The organism is Salinibacillus xinjiangensis (genome assembly GCF_009649735.1).
Lineage (GTDB): Bacteria > Bacillota > Bacilli > Bacillales > Alkalibacillaceae > Salinibacillus > Salinibacillus xinjiangensis.
The window spans coordinates 162,939-177,429 of the sequence record NZ_WJNH01000005.1 but is presented as its reverse complement, the minus strand read 5'-3'; the positions used below and the strand labels follow the sequence as shown (position 1 = coordinate 177,429).

Genomic DNA, 14,491 nt, shown 5'->3' with positions numbered 1-14,491 from the left:
TTTACAAACGATTCCAAATCAAAAAAGCCTGCCATAGTTCTACACGTCCCCCCACACGCTTATACATCTATAAATACCTCTTCTTAAAAAGGGGCTGATGTAATTGAAAGTTGATGCTGTTTTTTCCGGTGGGGGCGTGAAGGCGTTTGCCTTTATTGGAGCTATGGAGGTAGCAGATGAACATGGCATATCCTTTGAAAGAGTGGCTGGAACATCTGCAGGAGCGATCATGGCAGCATTGATTGCCGCTGGTTATAGCACTTCTGAGATCAAAGAAATGTTTCTGGAATTAAATTTAAAGTCATTTTTAAAGGAATCAAGATTTGGCAAATTTGTACCGTTTTTAAAATGGTTACTCGTTTATAGCCGGTTAGGATTATATAAAGGAGATGAGTTAGAGCGGTGGGTCGATGAAAAATTAGCTGCCAAGGGAGTTTATACGTTTAATGATTTACCACAGGGTTACTTAAAGATTGTTGCATCGGATTTATCCCTAGGTAAGATGGTGGTGTTTCCAGATGATTTGATGAGGCTTTATCATATTGATAGCCGATCATTCTCGATTGCTAGAGCAGTGAGAATTAGTGCCTCAATTCCCTTTTTCTTTATACCGATTAAGAGATTAGGTCCGCAGGTGGAAAAACATATTCTTGTTGACGGAGGTTTATTGAGTAACTTTCCGTTGTGGGTATTTCAGAATGCTGAGGGGAAACCACTGCGCCCGATTCTAGGCATGAAGCTAAGTTCATCATATGATATTTTACCTAAGCGTAAAATCAACAATACGATTGGATTGTTTATGGCGCTGTTTTCTACAATGATGCATGCCCATGATGCTAGATACATTTCTAAATCCATTGCCACAGAAATCATGTTTATTCCTACAAAGGACATTGATGCAACAGATTTTGATTTAAATGAAAAGGAAAAATATCAGTTGATGGAGTATGGGAGAGAAAGTGCAATAAAGTATTTAAAAAATTGGACTTATTAAGCATAAAACCGAGCATTTAAAATAATGCTCGGTTTTTCTTTTTATCCTTTTTCCCATCAATCACTCTTAAATGAGAGGCTTTTTTTCGTGGGCGTTTATAATCTAATTTCTTTTTCTTCTGTTTGCGTAGTGCTGCATTGTATGTCTGTTTGTCTTGAACCGATCCGCCATATTTTTGTTTTGACTGTTTAACTGCTTTTTTATATTGATTTGAAAATCCACTAGCATTTCTTTTTTTCATAAAGAAATAGAAGATACCAAACAAAAGGGCCGCAAATCCTACAGTCATTAAAATATATTTAAAGAGCTCAGCAGTATTAAAGAGAAGTTGATAAAAAACACCGAATACGGCCAGACCAATTAAAATATAGAAAACTACGCTAAATTTGCGGGTAGACATAGTGGACCTCCCTTCTATCATTCAGTAAAACATTTATATTTAATATGGCTTTTTTACTATCTAAGTTTATAACTTGAATCGATTAATAGTATATGTGCACCTACATTTCTGTCTTCGCCTTAAAGGTAGCAAATTGGTAGGGTTTCTTAAATTATTAATTCTAGAGGAAAAGCAATAATCCTATGTAAAATTGAAACTTTATTTACTCCATTTCAGTTCTTCCCTTTGTGTGGAAAAAATATTCAGTAAAAATACAAATTTAACTAAATTGAACACTATTGATTGATCAAATTCATTACCTAATATATTTGTATGTTTAAAACTGTAAATATATTGTTATTGTACTAGAAAAAATTTTATACGTACATCTTTTGGCGCAGGTCAGGCATGTCTTTTTTTAAATTGGATAGGCTAACGAGAAGAGGTGATGGAAAATGTCAGAAGAAAAAATGGAACAAAATCAACGAGAAAAACCGATGTCGCTTTTGCAAAAATCTCTAGTTACAGGATTTATTGGGGGACTGTTGTGGAGTCTGCTCGGTTCATTGGCCTATTATTTTAATTTTTCTGAAGTGTCACATGCAAGTTTTACATTACGATCCTTTTGGCAAAACCAGTGGACCAATGGTTTCTCAGGAGAAATTTTCAGCATGCTCATCATCGGTGTGCTTTCAATTTTGGCAGCATATATTTATTATTTAGTTTTAAAAAAGCGAGAAGGTATGTTGCCAGGTATCCTGTATGGTGTAGCGATTTGGTTTTTATTTATGTATTTTTTAAATCCTATGTTTTCAGCCGTCCCAATCTTATCTGAGATGACAATGGATACCATTATAACTACAGTTTGTTTACACGTATTATATGGAACATTTATTGGATATTCCATTTCTTTTGAACATAAAAGTCTTGAAGACATGAAAAAGGAAAGGGAGGAAAAATCCTCACAAAATGCCTAATGATGTGGTAAACTAAAAATTAGACAATTTTCTAGAAACTAGGATGGGGAGAGACATGAAACGATTATTAATGCTGAATGGTCCGAATCTAAACTTATTAGGGAAACGTGAGCCTACCATTTATGGTAACAGTGGTTTAGAAGAGGTCGAAACGGAACTTCGTGAGCTATTAGATGTTCATGGTTGGGGATTGTCTTGTTTTCAGTCCAATCATGAGGGAGAATTGATTGATCATATTCACAAGGCAGAGGGGCAGTTTGAAGGTATTATCTTTAACCCTGCGGCCTATACCCACACAAGTGTAGCCTTAAGGGACGCTATAAGTGCAATTAGTGTTCCAGTTATAGAAGTACATATCTCAAACGTACATAATCGGGAGCCATTTAGAAGGGAATCGTTACTTGCTCCAGTTTGCTGGGGGCAAATTGCTGGACTTGGAACTATTGGCTACAAAGTCGCTGCCCAAGCATTTCTAGAAGCAGAAAAATAGAAAGGATGGTTAAAGTGGAGAAACTGGAAAAATTCAGATCAGCCCTTGCTAAGCAAGACTTTGATGGTCTTTTGATTACAAGTGGTAAGAACCGTCGTTACATGACTGGTTTTACAGGAACTGCCGGTGTTGCTCTTATAACGGAAAAGGAAGCTCTTTTTATAACTGACTTTCGTTACACCGTTCAAGCAAATGAACAAGCTAAAGGGTATGAAGTAATTGAGCATAAAATCCCTATCCACCAAGAAGTAGCCAAACAGGTGAAACGTCTAGGGATACAAAAGCTTGGTTTTGAAAAGAACCAAATGACTTATGGTACATATGAAGTATATAAAAATGAAGTCGAAGCAGAATTGGTTCCAGCTTCAGGATTAATTGAAAATTTAAGATTGATTAAAACAAGTGAAGAAATTGACATTATTAAGCATGCTTGTAAAATAGCGGACGAAGCCTTTGATCATATCCTCGGGTTCATCAAACCAGGTGTTAAGGAGATTGATGTATCGAACGAATTAGAATTCTTTATGAGAAAAAATGGTGCAGAATCATCCTCATTTGATATTATAGTTGCATCTGGTTATCGGTCTGCATTACCGCATGGAGTTGCATCCGAGAAGAAGATTGAAAGTGGAGAGCTTGTCACCTTAGACTTTGGTGCTTATTACAAAGGTTATGCTTCAGATATTACGAGAACAGTCGCTGTTGGTGAAATAAGTGACCAATTAAAAGAGATTTATGATACAGTATTACAGGCACAATTAAAGGGAATGGAAGGAATTAAAGCTGGCATTACAGGTGTTGAAGCAGATGCCCTAACAAGAGATTATATTCGAGAAAAGGGTTATGCTGAATACTTTGGTCATTCAACAGGTCACGGAATTGGCTTGGATGTTCATGAAGGACCAGGGCTATCTTTCCGAAATGAACAGGTATTAAAGCCTGGAATGGTGGTAACGGTAGAACCAGGAATCTATGTGAGCAATGTAGGGGGCTGCCGAATTGAGGATGATACCCTCGTAACGGAAAATGGTAATGAAAAGCTTACACATTCTCCAAAGGAATTAATAACATTGTAAAGTGAAGAAAGGGGTTTTCGATTTGATTTCTGTTAATGATTTTCGCACAGGACAAACTATAGAATTAGACGGAGATATTTGGCAGGTTATAGATTTCCAACATGTTAAGCCGGGAAAAGGGGCTGCATTTGTTCGCTCCAAGCTACGAAATCTTCGGAATGGAAACATTCAAGAACGTACATTTCGTGCAGGAGAGAAAGTCAACAAAGCACATTTAGAGCGTAGACAAATGCAATATTTGTATGCATCAGGTGATGTTCACACATTTATGGACCAGGAATCCTTTGAACAGCTTGAGCTACAAACCTCTCAAATTGAAAATGAATTGAACTACTTAAAGGAAAATATGCAGGTAGGTATTTTGCTTTATGAAGGTGAATCACTAGGACTTGAGATGCCAAATACGGTTGAGCTAGAAGTAACCGAAACCGAACCAGGTATTAAAGGAGATACGGCTAGTGGTGGTTCAAAGCCAGCTACTGTAGAAACTGGTTTAGTAGTACAGGTACCATTCTTTGTGAATGTCGGGGATGTACTAGTCGTAAATACAAGTGATGGTAAATATGTATCCCGTGCATAATTGAACACGAATCAAGGAGGCTAACCTAATTAAGGTTAGTCTCTTTTTTTACTATTTTCATAAACGTTGTTGCTTTTATAATGTGCAGTAGATGTAAAATGCAATATAGAAAAACTTTTAAGAGTCGCTTAAATCGTTCTGAAGAATATGGAGTGCTCGCAAAGCGTTCCGGCAGAATACTTCGCTTTCCATGGGCACGGCCTCAGCCTCCTCAGAAGCAAAGACCGCTTCCTTCGGGGTCTTCACCACGTTTCCTCCCATAGGAGTCTCCGTATTCTGCCTCCACTATTGAAGTGTTCTGGTGAATGCATGGTTAAAAGCTTTTGATTAACCAATAGTTCAGCTTTAAACAAACGAAAGAGGCACCGTTTTTAGCGGAGAAATACACGGAGACTCCTGTGGGAGCAAAGAGACAGGTAAGACCCCGCAGCGTTAGCGAGGAGGCTCACCGCTCGTCCGCGGAAAGCGAAGTGTGTTTCCGTAGCGACGGTTCCACACTCATCAAATTGATATTTGGAAACAAGTCCTGCTGAAGTTACGTCACAGTTTATATCTTTTAAGTCAAAAAACGACATTCTCTTAGAAAAGAGCAATTTTTATATCTTAAAACTCTTCCGCATTTTCCCCCTTAATCCCTCTATTCTACTATCTGAATTAATAAATTTCACCGAGTAAAAAGTATGCTGACCAAGATTTCTTTATATTATTCCTTAGTCATAAATTATTCTCTCAAGCATAGATTTAAAGTAACAATTCAACAAAGTTAGGAGATCTTTCTATTGGATGAAATTCTGAGAATATTTCCTAAAACAATAGAAGACAAGCTGAGAAGGGAAATTCTAAATTGGGATCAACTAGATGAAATTCGCATTCGTGTTAGGAGGCCAGTGGAGCTAGTATTTACCCATTATTCACGAATGATTAAGCATGTAGTGCCTACAGAACAGGATGCGCTGTTTATTTTGAATCAACTAAGTGAGCATTCTATTTATCGATTTGAGGACGAGCTTCGTCAAGGCTATATCACAATCGAGGGAGGCCATAGAGTTGGCATTTCTGGAAAAGTGAACACAGAAAATGGGTATGTGAAGGCGATTCGGCACCTTACGTTTTTTAATGTGCGTATTGCAAGACAATTGAAGAATATCAGTCAGCGTTACCTTCCATATTTATATCCGAGCCACTATATGAATACCCTTTTGATTGGCCCGCCAAAATGCGGAAAAACCACTTTTTTACGAGACATGGTGAGGCTTATGAGTGATGGTTTTCAGCACCTTCCAGCTCAAAAGGTGGGCGTCATTGATGAGCGGTCGGAAATCGCTGCTTGCAAAAACGGGGTGCCTCAGCATGATGTAGGCCTTAGAACTGATGTGATGGATGCTTGTCCAAAGGCAGAAGGAATGATGATGATGATTCGGTCTATGTCTCCGAATATCATTGTGGTGGATGAGATAGGGACGATTCAAGACGTTGAAGCTTTATTGGAAGCACTGTATGCAGGTGTAAACGTTGTTTGTAGCGTCCATGGACGTGATCTTCAAGAGATCCAAAAGCGCCCATCTTTAAAGCCATTAATGGAGGCTAAAGCCTTTCAACGGTTTATCACGTTTTCGAACCGACCAAAGCCAGGGACTGTGGTTTCGGTGTTGGATGAAAATGGACAAACACAAAATATAGATTTAAGGGGTAAAGCGTATGAAGTGGATCGGAGCCATACTGTTACTGTTGGCCACAACTCAAATTGGGTTTGATATCGCAAAACGACTGAATGACCGACCCAAACAAATACGACAACTTAAAAATGCCCTTCAGGTGCTCGAAGCGGAAATTGTTTATGGACAGAGTCCTATACACGATGTATTTTATCGCTTATCTAAACAAATTCCTGAACCGTTATCGTCTTTTTTCCGAACTTTAAATGAAAAATTATTAAGTAGTCAAAGTACATTATACGATGTTTGGAACCCAGCCCTCGATCATTTTTGGAAAAAGAGTGCCATGAAAAAGACAGAGAAAGAAATTATGGATCAATTTGGAAAAACATTAGGACAGCACGATTTTCACCAGCAGCAAAAACACATCCAACTAGCCCTTTCCCATTTAGACCGGGTACTGGAACAGGCTGAAGAAGAGAAATATAAATATGGCAGAATGGCAAAAAGCTTAGGGGTACTGACAGGATTATTTTTAATATTGCTATTGATATAGCAGAGAGAAAGGAGTCGGCATCAGAAAATGATAAATGAAGCATACTTATTGTTCCAAATCGCCGGTGTCGGAATTATTGTTGCTATTATTCATACGCTGTTAAAACAGGCTGGAAAAGAGGACTTAGCACATTGGGTAACACTAGTTGGGTTTATTATTGTACTCCTAGTTGTCATTGATACTCTAGCAGAGCTATTTCAACAAATTCGTTCAGTCTTTCTCTTTCAAATCATTTTAGGAGGATTCTGAGCTTATGGAGATTTTTCAAATTGTCTCCTTTGGAATGCTGGCTGGAATTTTAGCCATTATCGTAAAAGAACAAAGTCCTCAAATTGCCTTTTTTATTGTTTTGTTTACTGGGATTGTCATTTTTTTAGTTCTTGTTGATCATATAGCTGAAATTTTTCGATTACTTGCAACCCTTACAACAAAGGCCAATATTAATTTTATGTATGTGGAGACAATTCTAAAAATCATCGGCATTGCCTACATAGCCGAGTTTGGTGCTCAAATCATCCGCGATGCAGGGATGAATTCGATTGCTTCCAAGATTGAACTAGCAGGTAAAATTTTCATACTAGTATTAGCTATTCCGATATTAACAGCCGTTATTGAAACTATTTTAAACTTTATTCCTGTGTAGCTATTGAAGGGAGCAATTTTTGTGAAAGGAACGATGAAACCAATAATACTGTTTGCTCTCCTCATTCTGTTTGTTTTCCTTTTTCCAAACGTAGTAGAAGCACAGCCTGAACAAAAGCTAAACCCAGACCAATGGGTAAATGATCAGCTACAGGATGAGAATTTTGAAAGGATAGGCCATTTTTGGGGAAATTTACAGCAGAATTATGGCGAATTTCTACCTGATTTGTCTCAAAAAAATTTAACAGATTTTATTAAAGAAGATGCGTCCATATCGGTGAAGAGCTGGATTAATGGGCTTTTGAAATATTTGTTTCATGAATTATTCGCAAACGGAAAATTATTAGGCTCATTAATTTTATTAACCTTATTTTCGGTTGTTTTACAGACATTACAGAATGCCTTTGAGTCCAAAACGGTGAATAAAGTTGCCTATGCAGTTGTTTATCTTGTTTTAATCACCCTGGCTCTTGGCAGTTTTCAACTTGCTGCGTCCTATACGAATAACGCCATTGATGCGATGTCCAATTTTATGTGGGCGTTGCTTCCACTTATTTTGAGCATTATGGCATCTGTTGGTAGTGTTACATCTATCGCGTTTTTTCAGCCTATTATATTATTTCTGATTAATACGAGTGGCTTGTTGATATCAACTGTGATCTTACCGTTATTTTTCTTATCAGCTTTACTTCATATCGTCAGCTCATTAAACGAAAACTATCAAGCTACAAAGTTAGCGAATCTATTGAAAAACGCGGGACTAACAATTTTAGGTGGATTTTTAACTATTTTTATCGGGGTGATGTCTGTTCAGGGGGCTGCAACCGCCATTACAGATGGACTAGCTGTCAGAACAGCTAAATTTGTGACGGGGAACTTTATTCCGGTGATTGGTCGAATGTTTACGGATGCAGCTGACACTGTGCTATCGGCATCCATGCTTCTGAAAAATACCATTGGGGTCGTAGGTGTCATCATCGTGTTAGGGGTGGCTCTATTTCCGGCGATAAAAGTATTTGTTATTTCACTAATCTATAAACTAGCAGCAGCCATTTTACAGCCAGTGGGTGGTGGCCCCGTTATTCAGACACTAGATTTAATTAGTAAACATATACTTTATATTTTTGCAGCGCTACTGGTTGTTACGATGATGTTTTTTCTGGCCATTGTCATTTTGGTAGCAGCAAGTAACTTAACTTTAATGGTACGTTAAGGAGGTTTGAGCAGGATGGCTTATATCCAGGATTGGGTAACAGAAATTATCATTTTTATTTTGATTGCCATGATTGTCGATCTTATTCTACCTCAGTCATCCATGCAGAAGTATATAAGGTTTGCTGTAGGTATGATTTTAGTCTTAATTTTTCTACAGCCTCTATTTCATATTTTTAATACAAATCCGTCTCAATTCCTACAGTCCCAACTACTGCCAAGTACATCTAATGAGTCGGCACAACTAGAAAATGATATAGAAAATCAGAAAATAGAAATACAAGCCTCACAACGTGCATATATATTAAATCAGATAGCTGTCCAATTAAAAGATCAAGCTGAAGAGGAGTTGATAAATCAATATGGAGTAACGATTGAAGACATTACATTTAACTTTCCAACCAACGCAGAGGAGGTTAGTTGGGAAAACATTGAAAGGGTTTCAGTTTATTTACAACGAGAAGATGAACAAGGGGAAAAAAATATTGAAGAAGTCAACATCGACCTTAACGAAGAACCACCCTCAGATGAACTACCAGTTGAAGACATTAAACATGATTTATCCTCCTTCTGGGAGATAACCAAAGACAAAATAACGATCGTAGGGGAAGGAGGGGATAACACATGAAAAACTTTTGGTCCCTATTAAGGCTAAAAAAAGATGAGAATGGTAAGCCTACTAAATTTTCATATGTGATTATTCTAGGTTTAATAGGACTGTTGCTAGTACTTGTCAGTAATCTTTTTCAAGATGATCAAAATGAGACAACCCCTTATACCGTACCAAACGAAATGCAGACGAAAAAAGAGGGGCAGGGAAAGAGCTTAGATGCAGATACGAAAGCCAACGTACTAGCTGAAATGGAGAAATCCTATGAAACAGAGCTAACTGCAATGCTTGAAAACATGAATGGAGTAGCAAATGTTGACGTTATGGTAAATCTTGATGCCACATCATTAAAGGTCTATGAAAAAAATACGACCATAACAGAACAAACAACCGATGAAACGGACACAAATGGCGGTGAGCGTCAAATTGAGGAATTTTCTGAGGATAAGCAAACTGTTATCCTGAGAAGTCAAAACGATGAGTCACCCTTATTAATCCAAACGAAAAAACCTGAAGTACGAGGTGTTTTAATCGTTGGAAACGGCATTGAAAATGCCCAAACGAAAAAAATGGTAATTGAGGCTGTCTCAAGAGTGTTGGATGTTCCGACACATAGAGTTTCTGTAGCGCCTAAAAAGAATTAAGGAGGAGATTTTTCTATGATGTTAAAGAAACAAACGGTATGGTTACTTACAATGCTAAGTCTTTTGATTGTGTTGAGTGTGTATTACATGACTTCCCCAGGTGGTGATCAAGTAGCATTAATTGGTGACCAAAATGAAGAAGAAAATACTGAAGCTGGTAGTGAGGATACAATTGAAACTAATGTAACAGAAGGTAGTGGAGAGGCAACAGAGGTGGATGCTGAAGGAAACCCTATTTCGGCAACTTCTACTGAAGATGATTTATTTACACAAATTCGTTTGGAAATGCAAGATCAACGTAGTCAACAGAGAGAGCAGTTAGATGAAATTTTAGAAGCTAGCAACGTATCTGCTGAAGAGAAGAATCAAGCTATGGAAGAGCTGAATCGTCTTGAAGAAACAAAGTCAAAGGAATCTATCTTAGAAAAAGTCATTCAATCTGAAAAGAATTATTCAGATGTATTAGTTAGATCTGAAGGTGATGTTGTTCATGTTACCGTGAAAGCGGACGAGGTATCTGGTGCTGATGCCAACCACATCATGCAAATGGTAAGAGACGAATTCGGTGAAATTGAAGTAGATGTAAAGTTCCAACCTAGCAACTCTTAAAACAATCCTTTCCTTGTCGTATCACATTGCGACAAGGTTTTTTATTTGTGGTCCTCCATTTAAAATGATTAAAAGAAGGAGTATGAGCTAGATTTGTTGAATGGAATAGTAATCGTTTTCTTGATGTTAATAGGAACATATAATAGAATGTTAAGAGGAGTTATTAGTACCTGTTAATAAGAAAAATGCTACTTCATTTTTCAGGAGGTCATTGGCTAAGAGTCGTCATACATATCATGGACTAGTAGCCAACCAATAAATTCTATATGAGAAGAAGAAGGGGTGCCACATATGTTAAAGGTTCAAGAAATTCGAGAGCTAATTAAGCTAATTGACGAATCCAGTATTGATGAATTTAAGTATGAGTCAGATGGAACAAAAGTAAATTTGAAAAAACAAGTAGGCGGAGGGCAAGTTGTTCAATCTGTTGTGGAACGAAATGATGCAGTTGTTCAAGAAAAGCCTGCTCCGAAAGTGGCAAATGAAGAGGAAAAGCCACAACCAAAAACCACACCTGAAGAAAAAAGTGAAGAAGAAAAGAGTGTAAGTGCTGATTATGATAAAGAGATAACATCACCAATGGTAGGTACGTTCTATCGCTCACCTGCTCCTGATAAAGACCCATATGTACAAGTGGGGGACAATGTAAAAGCCGATTCTGTAGTTTGTATTGTTGAGGCCATGAAACTCTTTAATGAGATTGAAGCCGAGGTTAACGGTGAGATTGTTGAAATTCTTGTTGAAGATGGCGAACTCGTTGAATACGGACAACCATTGTTTAGAGTGAAGAGCAAATAAGGGGTTGACTTCATGATCAAAAAATTATTAATAGCAAATCGAGGAGAAATTGCAGTACGTATTATACGTGCCTGCAAAGAGCTAGGTATTGAAACCGTAGCTGTCTATTCAGAGCCAGACCGAGAATCACTTCATGTACAATTAGCAGATGAAGCCTATTGTATTGGACCTGCACCGAGTAAGGATAGCTACTTAAATGTAACGAATATTATGAGTGTAGCAACATTAACTGAGGTGGATGCCATCCACCCTGGATATGGATTTTTAGCAGAGAATGCCGATTTTGCTGAAATCTGTGACGAGTGTAATATTACGTTTGTTGGTCCTAGTGCATATTCGATTCAAAAAATGGGAACAAAAGATGTAGCGAGAGAAACGATGCGCGAAGCTGGTGTCCCAATCGTGCCGGGCTCAGAAGGCATTATTGAAAATGAGGAAGAAGGAGTCAAGGTTGCCGAGGAAATCGGTTATCCTGTTATTATTAAAGCTACAGCTGGTGGTGGCGGAAAAGGAATCCGAATTGCTCGTAATGAAGAGGATTTGGTAAAGGGAATCCGTGTGACTCAAAATGAAGCTGAAACAGCCTTTGGAAATCCTGGCGTCTATTTAGAGAAGTTTATTGAGGACTTTCGCCATGTGGAAATCCAGGTAATTGCAGATGAGTTTGGGAATACGGTGCATTTAGGAGAACGTGACTGTACAGTTCAAAGACGGATGCAGAAATTGATTGAGGAAACACCTTCCCCAGCCATTACAGAAGCGATTCGTCAACAAATGGGTGTAGCAGCTGTAAAAGCTGCTAAAGCTGTTGACTATAAAGGGGCAGGAACCATCGAGTTTATTTTTGATTTAAGTCAAAACGCTTTCTATTTCATGGAAATGAATACACGTATTCAAGTGGAGCATCCTGTTACGGAAATGGTAACCGGAATCGACTTAATTAAAGAGCAGATTCGAGTAGCGAACGGGGAGAAACTATCATTTTCCCAGGAAGACGTTGCTTTTACAGGATGGGCCATTGAATGTAGAATAAATGCTGAAGATGCAACGAAAAACTTTATGCCATCTGCCGGTAGAATAAATATGTACCTACCACCGGGTGGCCTAGGGGTTCGTGTTGATTCAGCGGCTTATTCTGGCTGGATGATTCCGCCATATTACGATTCAATGATTGCAAAGCTTATAACGTATGGGAAAACGAGAGAAGAAGCTGTACTACGTATGAACCGTGCGTTAAGCGAGTTTGTTATTGAAGGAATCCACTCAACGGTACCATTCCATCAACGTATGATGAATCATCCTGTATTTAAGAGTGGTGACTTTAATACCAAATTCTTAGAGAAATATAATATAATGGAAGATGAATAAGCACGAATCAGAAGGGCATTCAGAAAGGAGTGACTACCTTGCAAGAAAACCATTTACTTAAGGTTAGTGAAGACACGTCATTGGGCAATGTGGAAATTGCACCTGAAGTGATTGAGGTTATAGCTGGAATTGCAGCGAATGAAGTTTCTGGTGTTGCTCAAATGCGTGGGAACTTTGCTTCTAATGTCACAGAACGATTTGGGAAAAAGAATCATGGTAAAGGAATCAAAGTTGAACTCACTGATAAAGGGATTAAAATTGATACTTTCTCCGTCTTAGATTATGGAGTATCAATCCCTAAAGTTGCTCAACAAATTCAAGACAATATTCGTCAAGCTATTAAAAACATGACAGCTTTAGAAATTGAGGAAGTTAATGTTCATATAGTTGGAGTTCAAATTGATAAGGAAGAGGATACCAACTTAGACGAAGCATAATACGTACATGGCCATGGGGATGCCCCCATGGCCATGTTTAATTGTAAAAAAATACTTAATATTAATTCAAAAGAGTAATCATCCGCGCCTATCGCCTTGGCGCTAGCAATGTTTTCTTTAAAATGTTATCATTCATTAAAGAAAAGAGTGAGGGTATCGTAATCTTTACAAAAAGTATTACTGCAGATAAAGGAGCTATGACATGAATCGTAGAGAAGCTAGAATAAAGGCATTTCAAATCCTATTTCAGATGGATAGTCATGATATAACACCAGAAGAGGCGATTGGGTTTTCTTTTGAGGAAGAAAATGTTCATGAGTTCACAGCTGAGTTAGTTTACGGTGTATTGGAGAACAAGACGGAAATTGACGAGGAGATATCAAAGCACCTTGTTAACTGGTCTTTACAACGAATTGCCTCTGTTGAAAGGGCACTATTAAGAATTGCTGTATTTGAAATACGTCATATTGATGTGATTCCGGTGAAGGTGTCCATTAATGAAGCGGTGGAAATCGCTAAGGAATATGGTGAAGAGAACTCCGGGAAATTTATTAACGGTGTTCTTTCCAAGATTGTTTCAGACTGATTTGGAGGATTCGGAATGGCTGCAGAGATTATTTATGGTAACAAAATTGCTGAAAAGATTAGAGAGCACATAAAGATGGACGTTAAGAGGCTACATAATCAAGGTATTACCCCGGGCCTTGCTGTCATTATAGTGGGAGATAACCCGGCTTCTAAAACCTACGTAAGAATGAAACAACGTGCATCCGAGAAGGTTGGGATTTTATCCAGAGTTATTGAAATGTCTAAAGAAACCACACAGGAACAGTTAGTTCAAAAAGTGGTAGAATTAAATGAGGATCCAACAATACATGGAATCCTTGTTCAGTTACCATTACCTAAACAGATTGATGAAAAAGTGATCATTGAAACGATCTCCCCTGATAAAGATGTTGATGGGTTTCATCCATCAAATATTGGTCGGTTACTAACAAATCAGGAATGCTTTGTTCCCTGCACCCCTTTAGGCATATTGCAGCTAGTAAAGGAAACAGGCATTACCATTGCTGGAAAGCATGTAGTGGTAGTGGGAAGAAGTAACATTGTTGGAAAACCTGTGGGTCAGTTATTTCTTAATGAAAACGCGACGGTCACTTATTGTCATTCTGCAACAAAGGATCTATATCAACATACTAAACAAGCAGATATTTTGATTGTAGCTGTAGGCAAACCCAATTTCATTGAAGGTGATGGAGTTAAGGATGGTGCTGTCGTCATTGACGTTGGGAATACTTACTTAGAAAATGGAAAGGTTTTTGGGGATGTTCATTTTAATCAAATAAAAGAGATTGCCTCCTACATTACTCCTGTCCCAAAAGGGGTAGGACCAATGACCATCACAATGCTTTTGCAAAACACCATTAAAGGGGCAGAGAAAACAATTCGTTCATAAAGGGGAAT

General features: G+C 38.0%; 19 protein-coding genes. 18 read left to right on the top strand and 1 reads right to left on the bottom strand.

Features of this window, described 5'->3' with window-relative positions:
* Window positions 1-103: 103 nt before the first annotated feature.
* Window positions 104-994: a patatin-like phospholipase family protein gene (locus GH754_RS09410; protein ID WP_153728467.1), complete on the top strand. Its 891-nt coding sequence runs from the start codon at window positions 104-106 to the stop codon at window positions 992-994.
* Between the two features lie 16 nt (window positions 995-1,010).
* Here GH754_RS09410 and GH754_RS09405 read toward each other — a convergent pair whose 3' ends face one another.
* Complete coding sequence (locus GH754_RS09405) at window positions 1,011-1,394, bottom strand: SA1362 family protein (protein ID WP_153728466.1); 384 nt, start codon at window positions 1,392-1,394, stop codon at window positions 1,011-1,013.
* Between the two features lie 434 nt (window positions 1,395-1,828).
* Here GH754_RS09405 and GH754_RS09400 point away from each other — a divergent pair, with 434 nt between their 5' ends.
* The 17 genes from GH754_RS09400 (at window position 1,829) to folD (ending at window position 14,483) form a co-directional block, all read left to right on the top strand.
* Window positions 1,829-2,350 (top strand): YqhR family membrane protein, encoded by a 522-nt coding sequence (locus GH754_RS09400; RefSeq protein ID WP_153728465.1) that lies wholly within the window; start codon window positions 1,829-1,831, stop codon window positions 2,348-2,350.
* Between the two features lie 55 nt (window positions 2,351-2,405).
* A complete protein-coding gene (gene aroQ / locus GH754_RS09395) occupies window positions 2,406-2,840 on the top strand; it encodes a type II 3-dehydroquinate dehydratase (protein WP_153728464.1) in 435 nt (144 codons plus the stop codon).
* Window positions 2,841-2,854: 14 nt separating this feature from the next.
* Complete coding sequence (locus GH754_RS09390; protein WP_323741948.1) at window positions 2,855-3,916, top strand: M24 family metallopeptidase; 1,062 nt, start codon at window positions 2,855-2,857, stop codon at window positions 3,914-3,916.
* A gap of 22 nt (window positions 3,917-3,938) precedes the next feature.
* Entirely contained in the window at window positions 3,939-4,496 is a 558-nt protein-coding gene (gene efp, locus GH754_RS09385) for an elongation factor P (RefSeq protein ID WP_153728462.1), read from the top strand.
* Window positions 4,497-5,275: 779 nt separating this feature from the next.
* A complete protein-coding gene (spoIIIAA, locus tag GH754_RS09380) occupies window positions 5,276-6,250 on the top strand; it encodes a stage III sporulation protein AA (RefSeq protein ID WP_153728461.1) in 975 nt (324 codons plus the stop codon).
* Window positions 6,195-6,707, top strand: coding sequence for a stage III sporulation protein SpoIIIAB (gene spoIIIAB, locus GH754_RS09375; RefSeq protein ID WP_153728460.1), 513 nt, complete (start codon window positions 6,195-6,197; stop codon window positions 6,705-6,707). Before spoIIIAA ends, spoIIIAB begins: the two co-directional genes overlap by 56 nt.
* Before the next feature lie 27 nt (window positions 6,708-6,734).
* The gene (spoIIIAC, locus tag GH754_RS09370) at window positions 6,735-6,956 is read left to right on the top strand and encodes a stage III sporulation protein AC (RefSeq protein ID WP_153728459.1); all 222 of its coding nucleotides are present in this window, start codon (window positions 6,735-6,737) and stop codon (window positions 6,954-6,956) included.
* Window positions 6,957-6,960: 4 nt separating this feature from the next.
* Window positions 6,961-7,350: a stage III sporulation protein AD gene (spoIIIAD, locus tag GH754_RS09365; protein ID WP_153728458.1), complete on the top strand. Its 390-nt coding sequence runs from the start codon at window positions 6,961-6,963 to the stop codon at window positions 7,348-7,350.
* A gap of 21 nt (window positions 7,351-7,371) precedes the next feature.
* A complete protein-coding gene (gene spoIIIAE, locus GH754_RS09360; RefSeq protein ID WP_323741947.1) occupies window positions 7,372-8,562 on the top strand; it encodes a stage III sporulation protein AE in 1,191 nt (396 codons plus the stop codon).
* A gap of 15 nt (window positions 8,563-8,577) precedes the next feature.
* Window positions 8,578-9,189 (top strand): stage III sporulation protein AF, encoded by a 612-nt coding sequence (spoIIIAF, locus tag GH754_RS09355; protein WP_153728457.1) that lies wholly within the window; start codon window positions 8,578-8,580, stop codon window positions 9,187-9,189.
* Window positions 9,186-9,815, top strand: a complete 630-nt coding sequence (gene spoIIIAG, locus GH754_RS09350) for a stage III sporulation protein AG (RefSeq protein ID WP_153728456.1) — start codon at window positions 9,186-9,188, stop codon at window positions 9,813-9,815. Before spoIIIAF ends, spoIIIAG begins: the two co-directional genes overlap by 4 nt.
* A 15-nt stretch (window positions 9,816-9,830) precedes the next feature.
* A complete protein-coding gene (locus tag GH754_RS09345) occupies window positions 9,831-10,424 on the top strand; it encodes a SpoIIIAH-like family protein (protein ID WP_323741946.1) in 594 nt (197 codons plus the stop codon).
* Window positions 10,425-10,715: 291 nt separating this feature from the next.
* On the top strand, window positions 10,716-11,222 hold the full coding sequence (gene accB, locus GH754_RS09340; protein WP_153728455.1) for an acetyl-CoA carboxylase biotin carboxyl carrier protein: 507 nt from the start codon (window positions 10,716-10,718) through the stop codon (window positions 11,220-11,222).
* A 12-nt stretch (window positions 11,223-11,234) separates the two neighbouring features.
* A complete protein-coding gene (accC, locus tag GH754_RS09335) occupies window positions 11,235-12,590 on the top strand; it encodes an acetyl-CoA carboxylase biotin carboxylase subunit (protein WP_153728454.1) in 1,356 nt (451 codons plus the stop codon).
* Between the two features lie 38 nt (window positions 12,591-12,628).
* Window positions 12,629-13,027, top strand: a complete 399-nt coding sequence (locus GH754_RS09330) for an Asp23/Gls24 family envelope stress response protein (RefSeq protein WP_153728453.1) — start codon at window positions 12,629-12,631, stop codon at window positions 13,025-13,027.
* 202 nt (window positions 13,028-13,229) lie between these two features.
* Window positions 13,230-13,613, top strand: coding sequence for a transcription antitermination factor NusB (nusB, locus tag GH754_RS09325; protein WP_153728452.1), 384 nt, complete (start codon window positions 13,230-13,232; stop codon window positions 13,611-13,613).
* Between the two features lie 15 nt (window positions 13,614-13,628).
* Window positions 13,629-14,483: a bifunctional methylenetetrahydrofolate dehydrogenase/methenyltetrahydrofolate cyclohydrolase FolD gene (gene folD, locus GH754_RS09320; protein ID WP_153728451.1), complete on the top strand. Its 855-nt coding sequence runs from the start codon at window positions 13,629-13,631 to the stop codon at window positions 14,481-14,483.
* Window positions 14,484-14,491 lie beyond the last annotated feature (8 nt).

Coding starts and splice junctions, on each gene's coding strand:
- spoIIIAG (WP_153728456.1), top strand. CDS start 9,186: ATGAAAAACTTTTGGTCCCTATTAAGGCTAAAAAAAGATGAGAATGGT.
- spoIIIAC (WP_153728459.1), top strand. CDS start 6,735: ATGATAAATGAAGCATACTTATTGTTCCAAATCGCCGGTGTCGGAATT.
- GH754_RS09345 (WP_323741946.1), top strand. CDS start 9,831: ATGATGTTAAAGAAACAAACGGTATGGTTACTTACAATGCTAAGTCTT.
- GH754_RS09405 (WP_153728466.1), bottom strand. CDS start 1,394: ATGTCTACCCGCAAATTTAGCGTAGTTTTCTATATTTTAATTGGTCTG.
- aroQ (WP_153728464.1), top strand. CDS start 2,406: ATGAAACGATTATTAATGCTGAATGGTCCGAATCTAAACTTATTAGGG.
- spoIIIAD (WP_153728458.1), top strand. CDS start 6,961: ATGGAGATTTTTCAAATTGTCTCCTTTGGAATGCTGGCTGGAATTTTA.
- folD (WP_153728451.1), top strand. CDS start 13,629: ATGGCTGCAGAGATTATTTATGGTAACAAAATTGCTGAAAAGATTAGA.
- GH754_RS09400 (WP_153728465.1), top strand. CDS start 1,829: ATGTCAGAAGAAAAAATGGAACAAAATCAACGAGAAAAACCGATGTCG.
- spoIIIAB (WP_153728460.1), top strand. CDS start 6,195: ATGAAGTGGATCGGAGCCATACTGTTACTGTTGGCCACAACTCAAATT.
- nusB (WP_153728452.1), top strand. CDS start 13,230: ATGAATCGTAGAGAAGCTAGAATAAAGGCATTTCAAATCCTATTTCAG.
- accB (WP_153728455.1), top strand. CDS start 10,716: ATGTTAAAGGTTCAAGAAATTCGAGAGCTAATTAAGCTAATTGACGAA.
- accC (WP_153728454.1), top strand. CDS start 11,235: ATGATCAAAAAATTATTAATAGCAAATCGAGGAGAAATTGCAGTACGT.
- spoIIIAF (WP_153728457.1), top strand. CDS start 8,578: ATGGCTTATATCCAGGATTGGGTAACAGAAATTATCATTTTTATTTTG.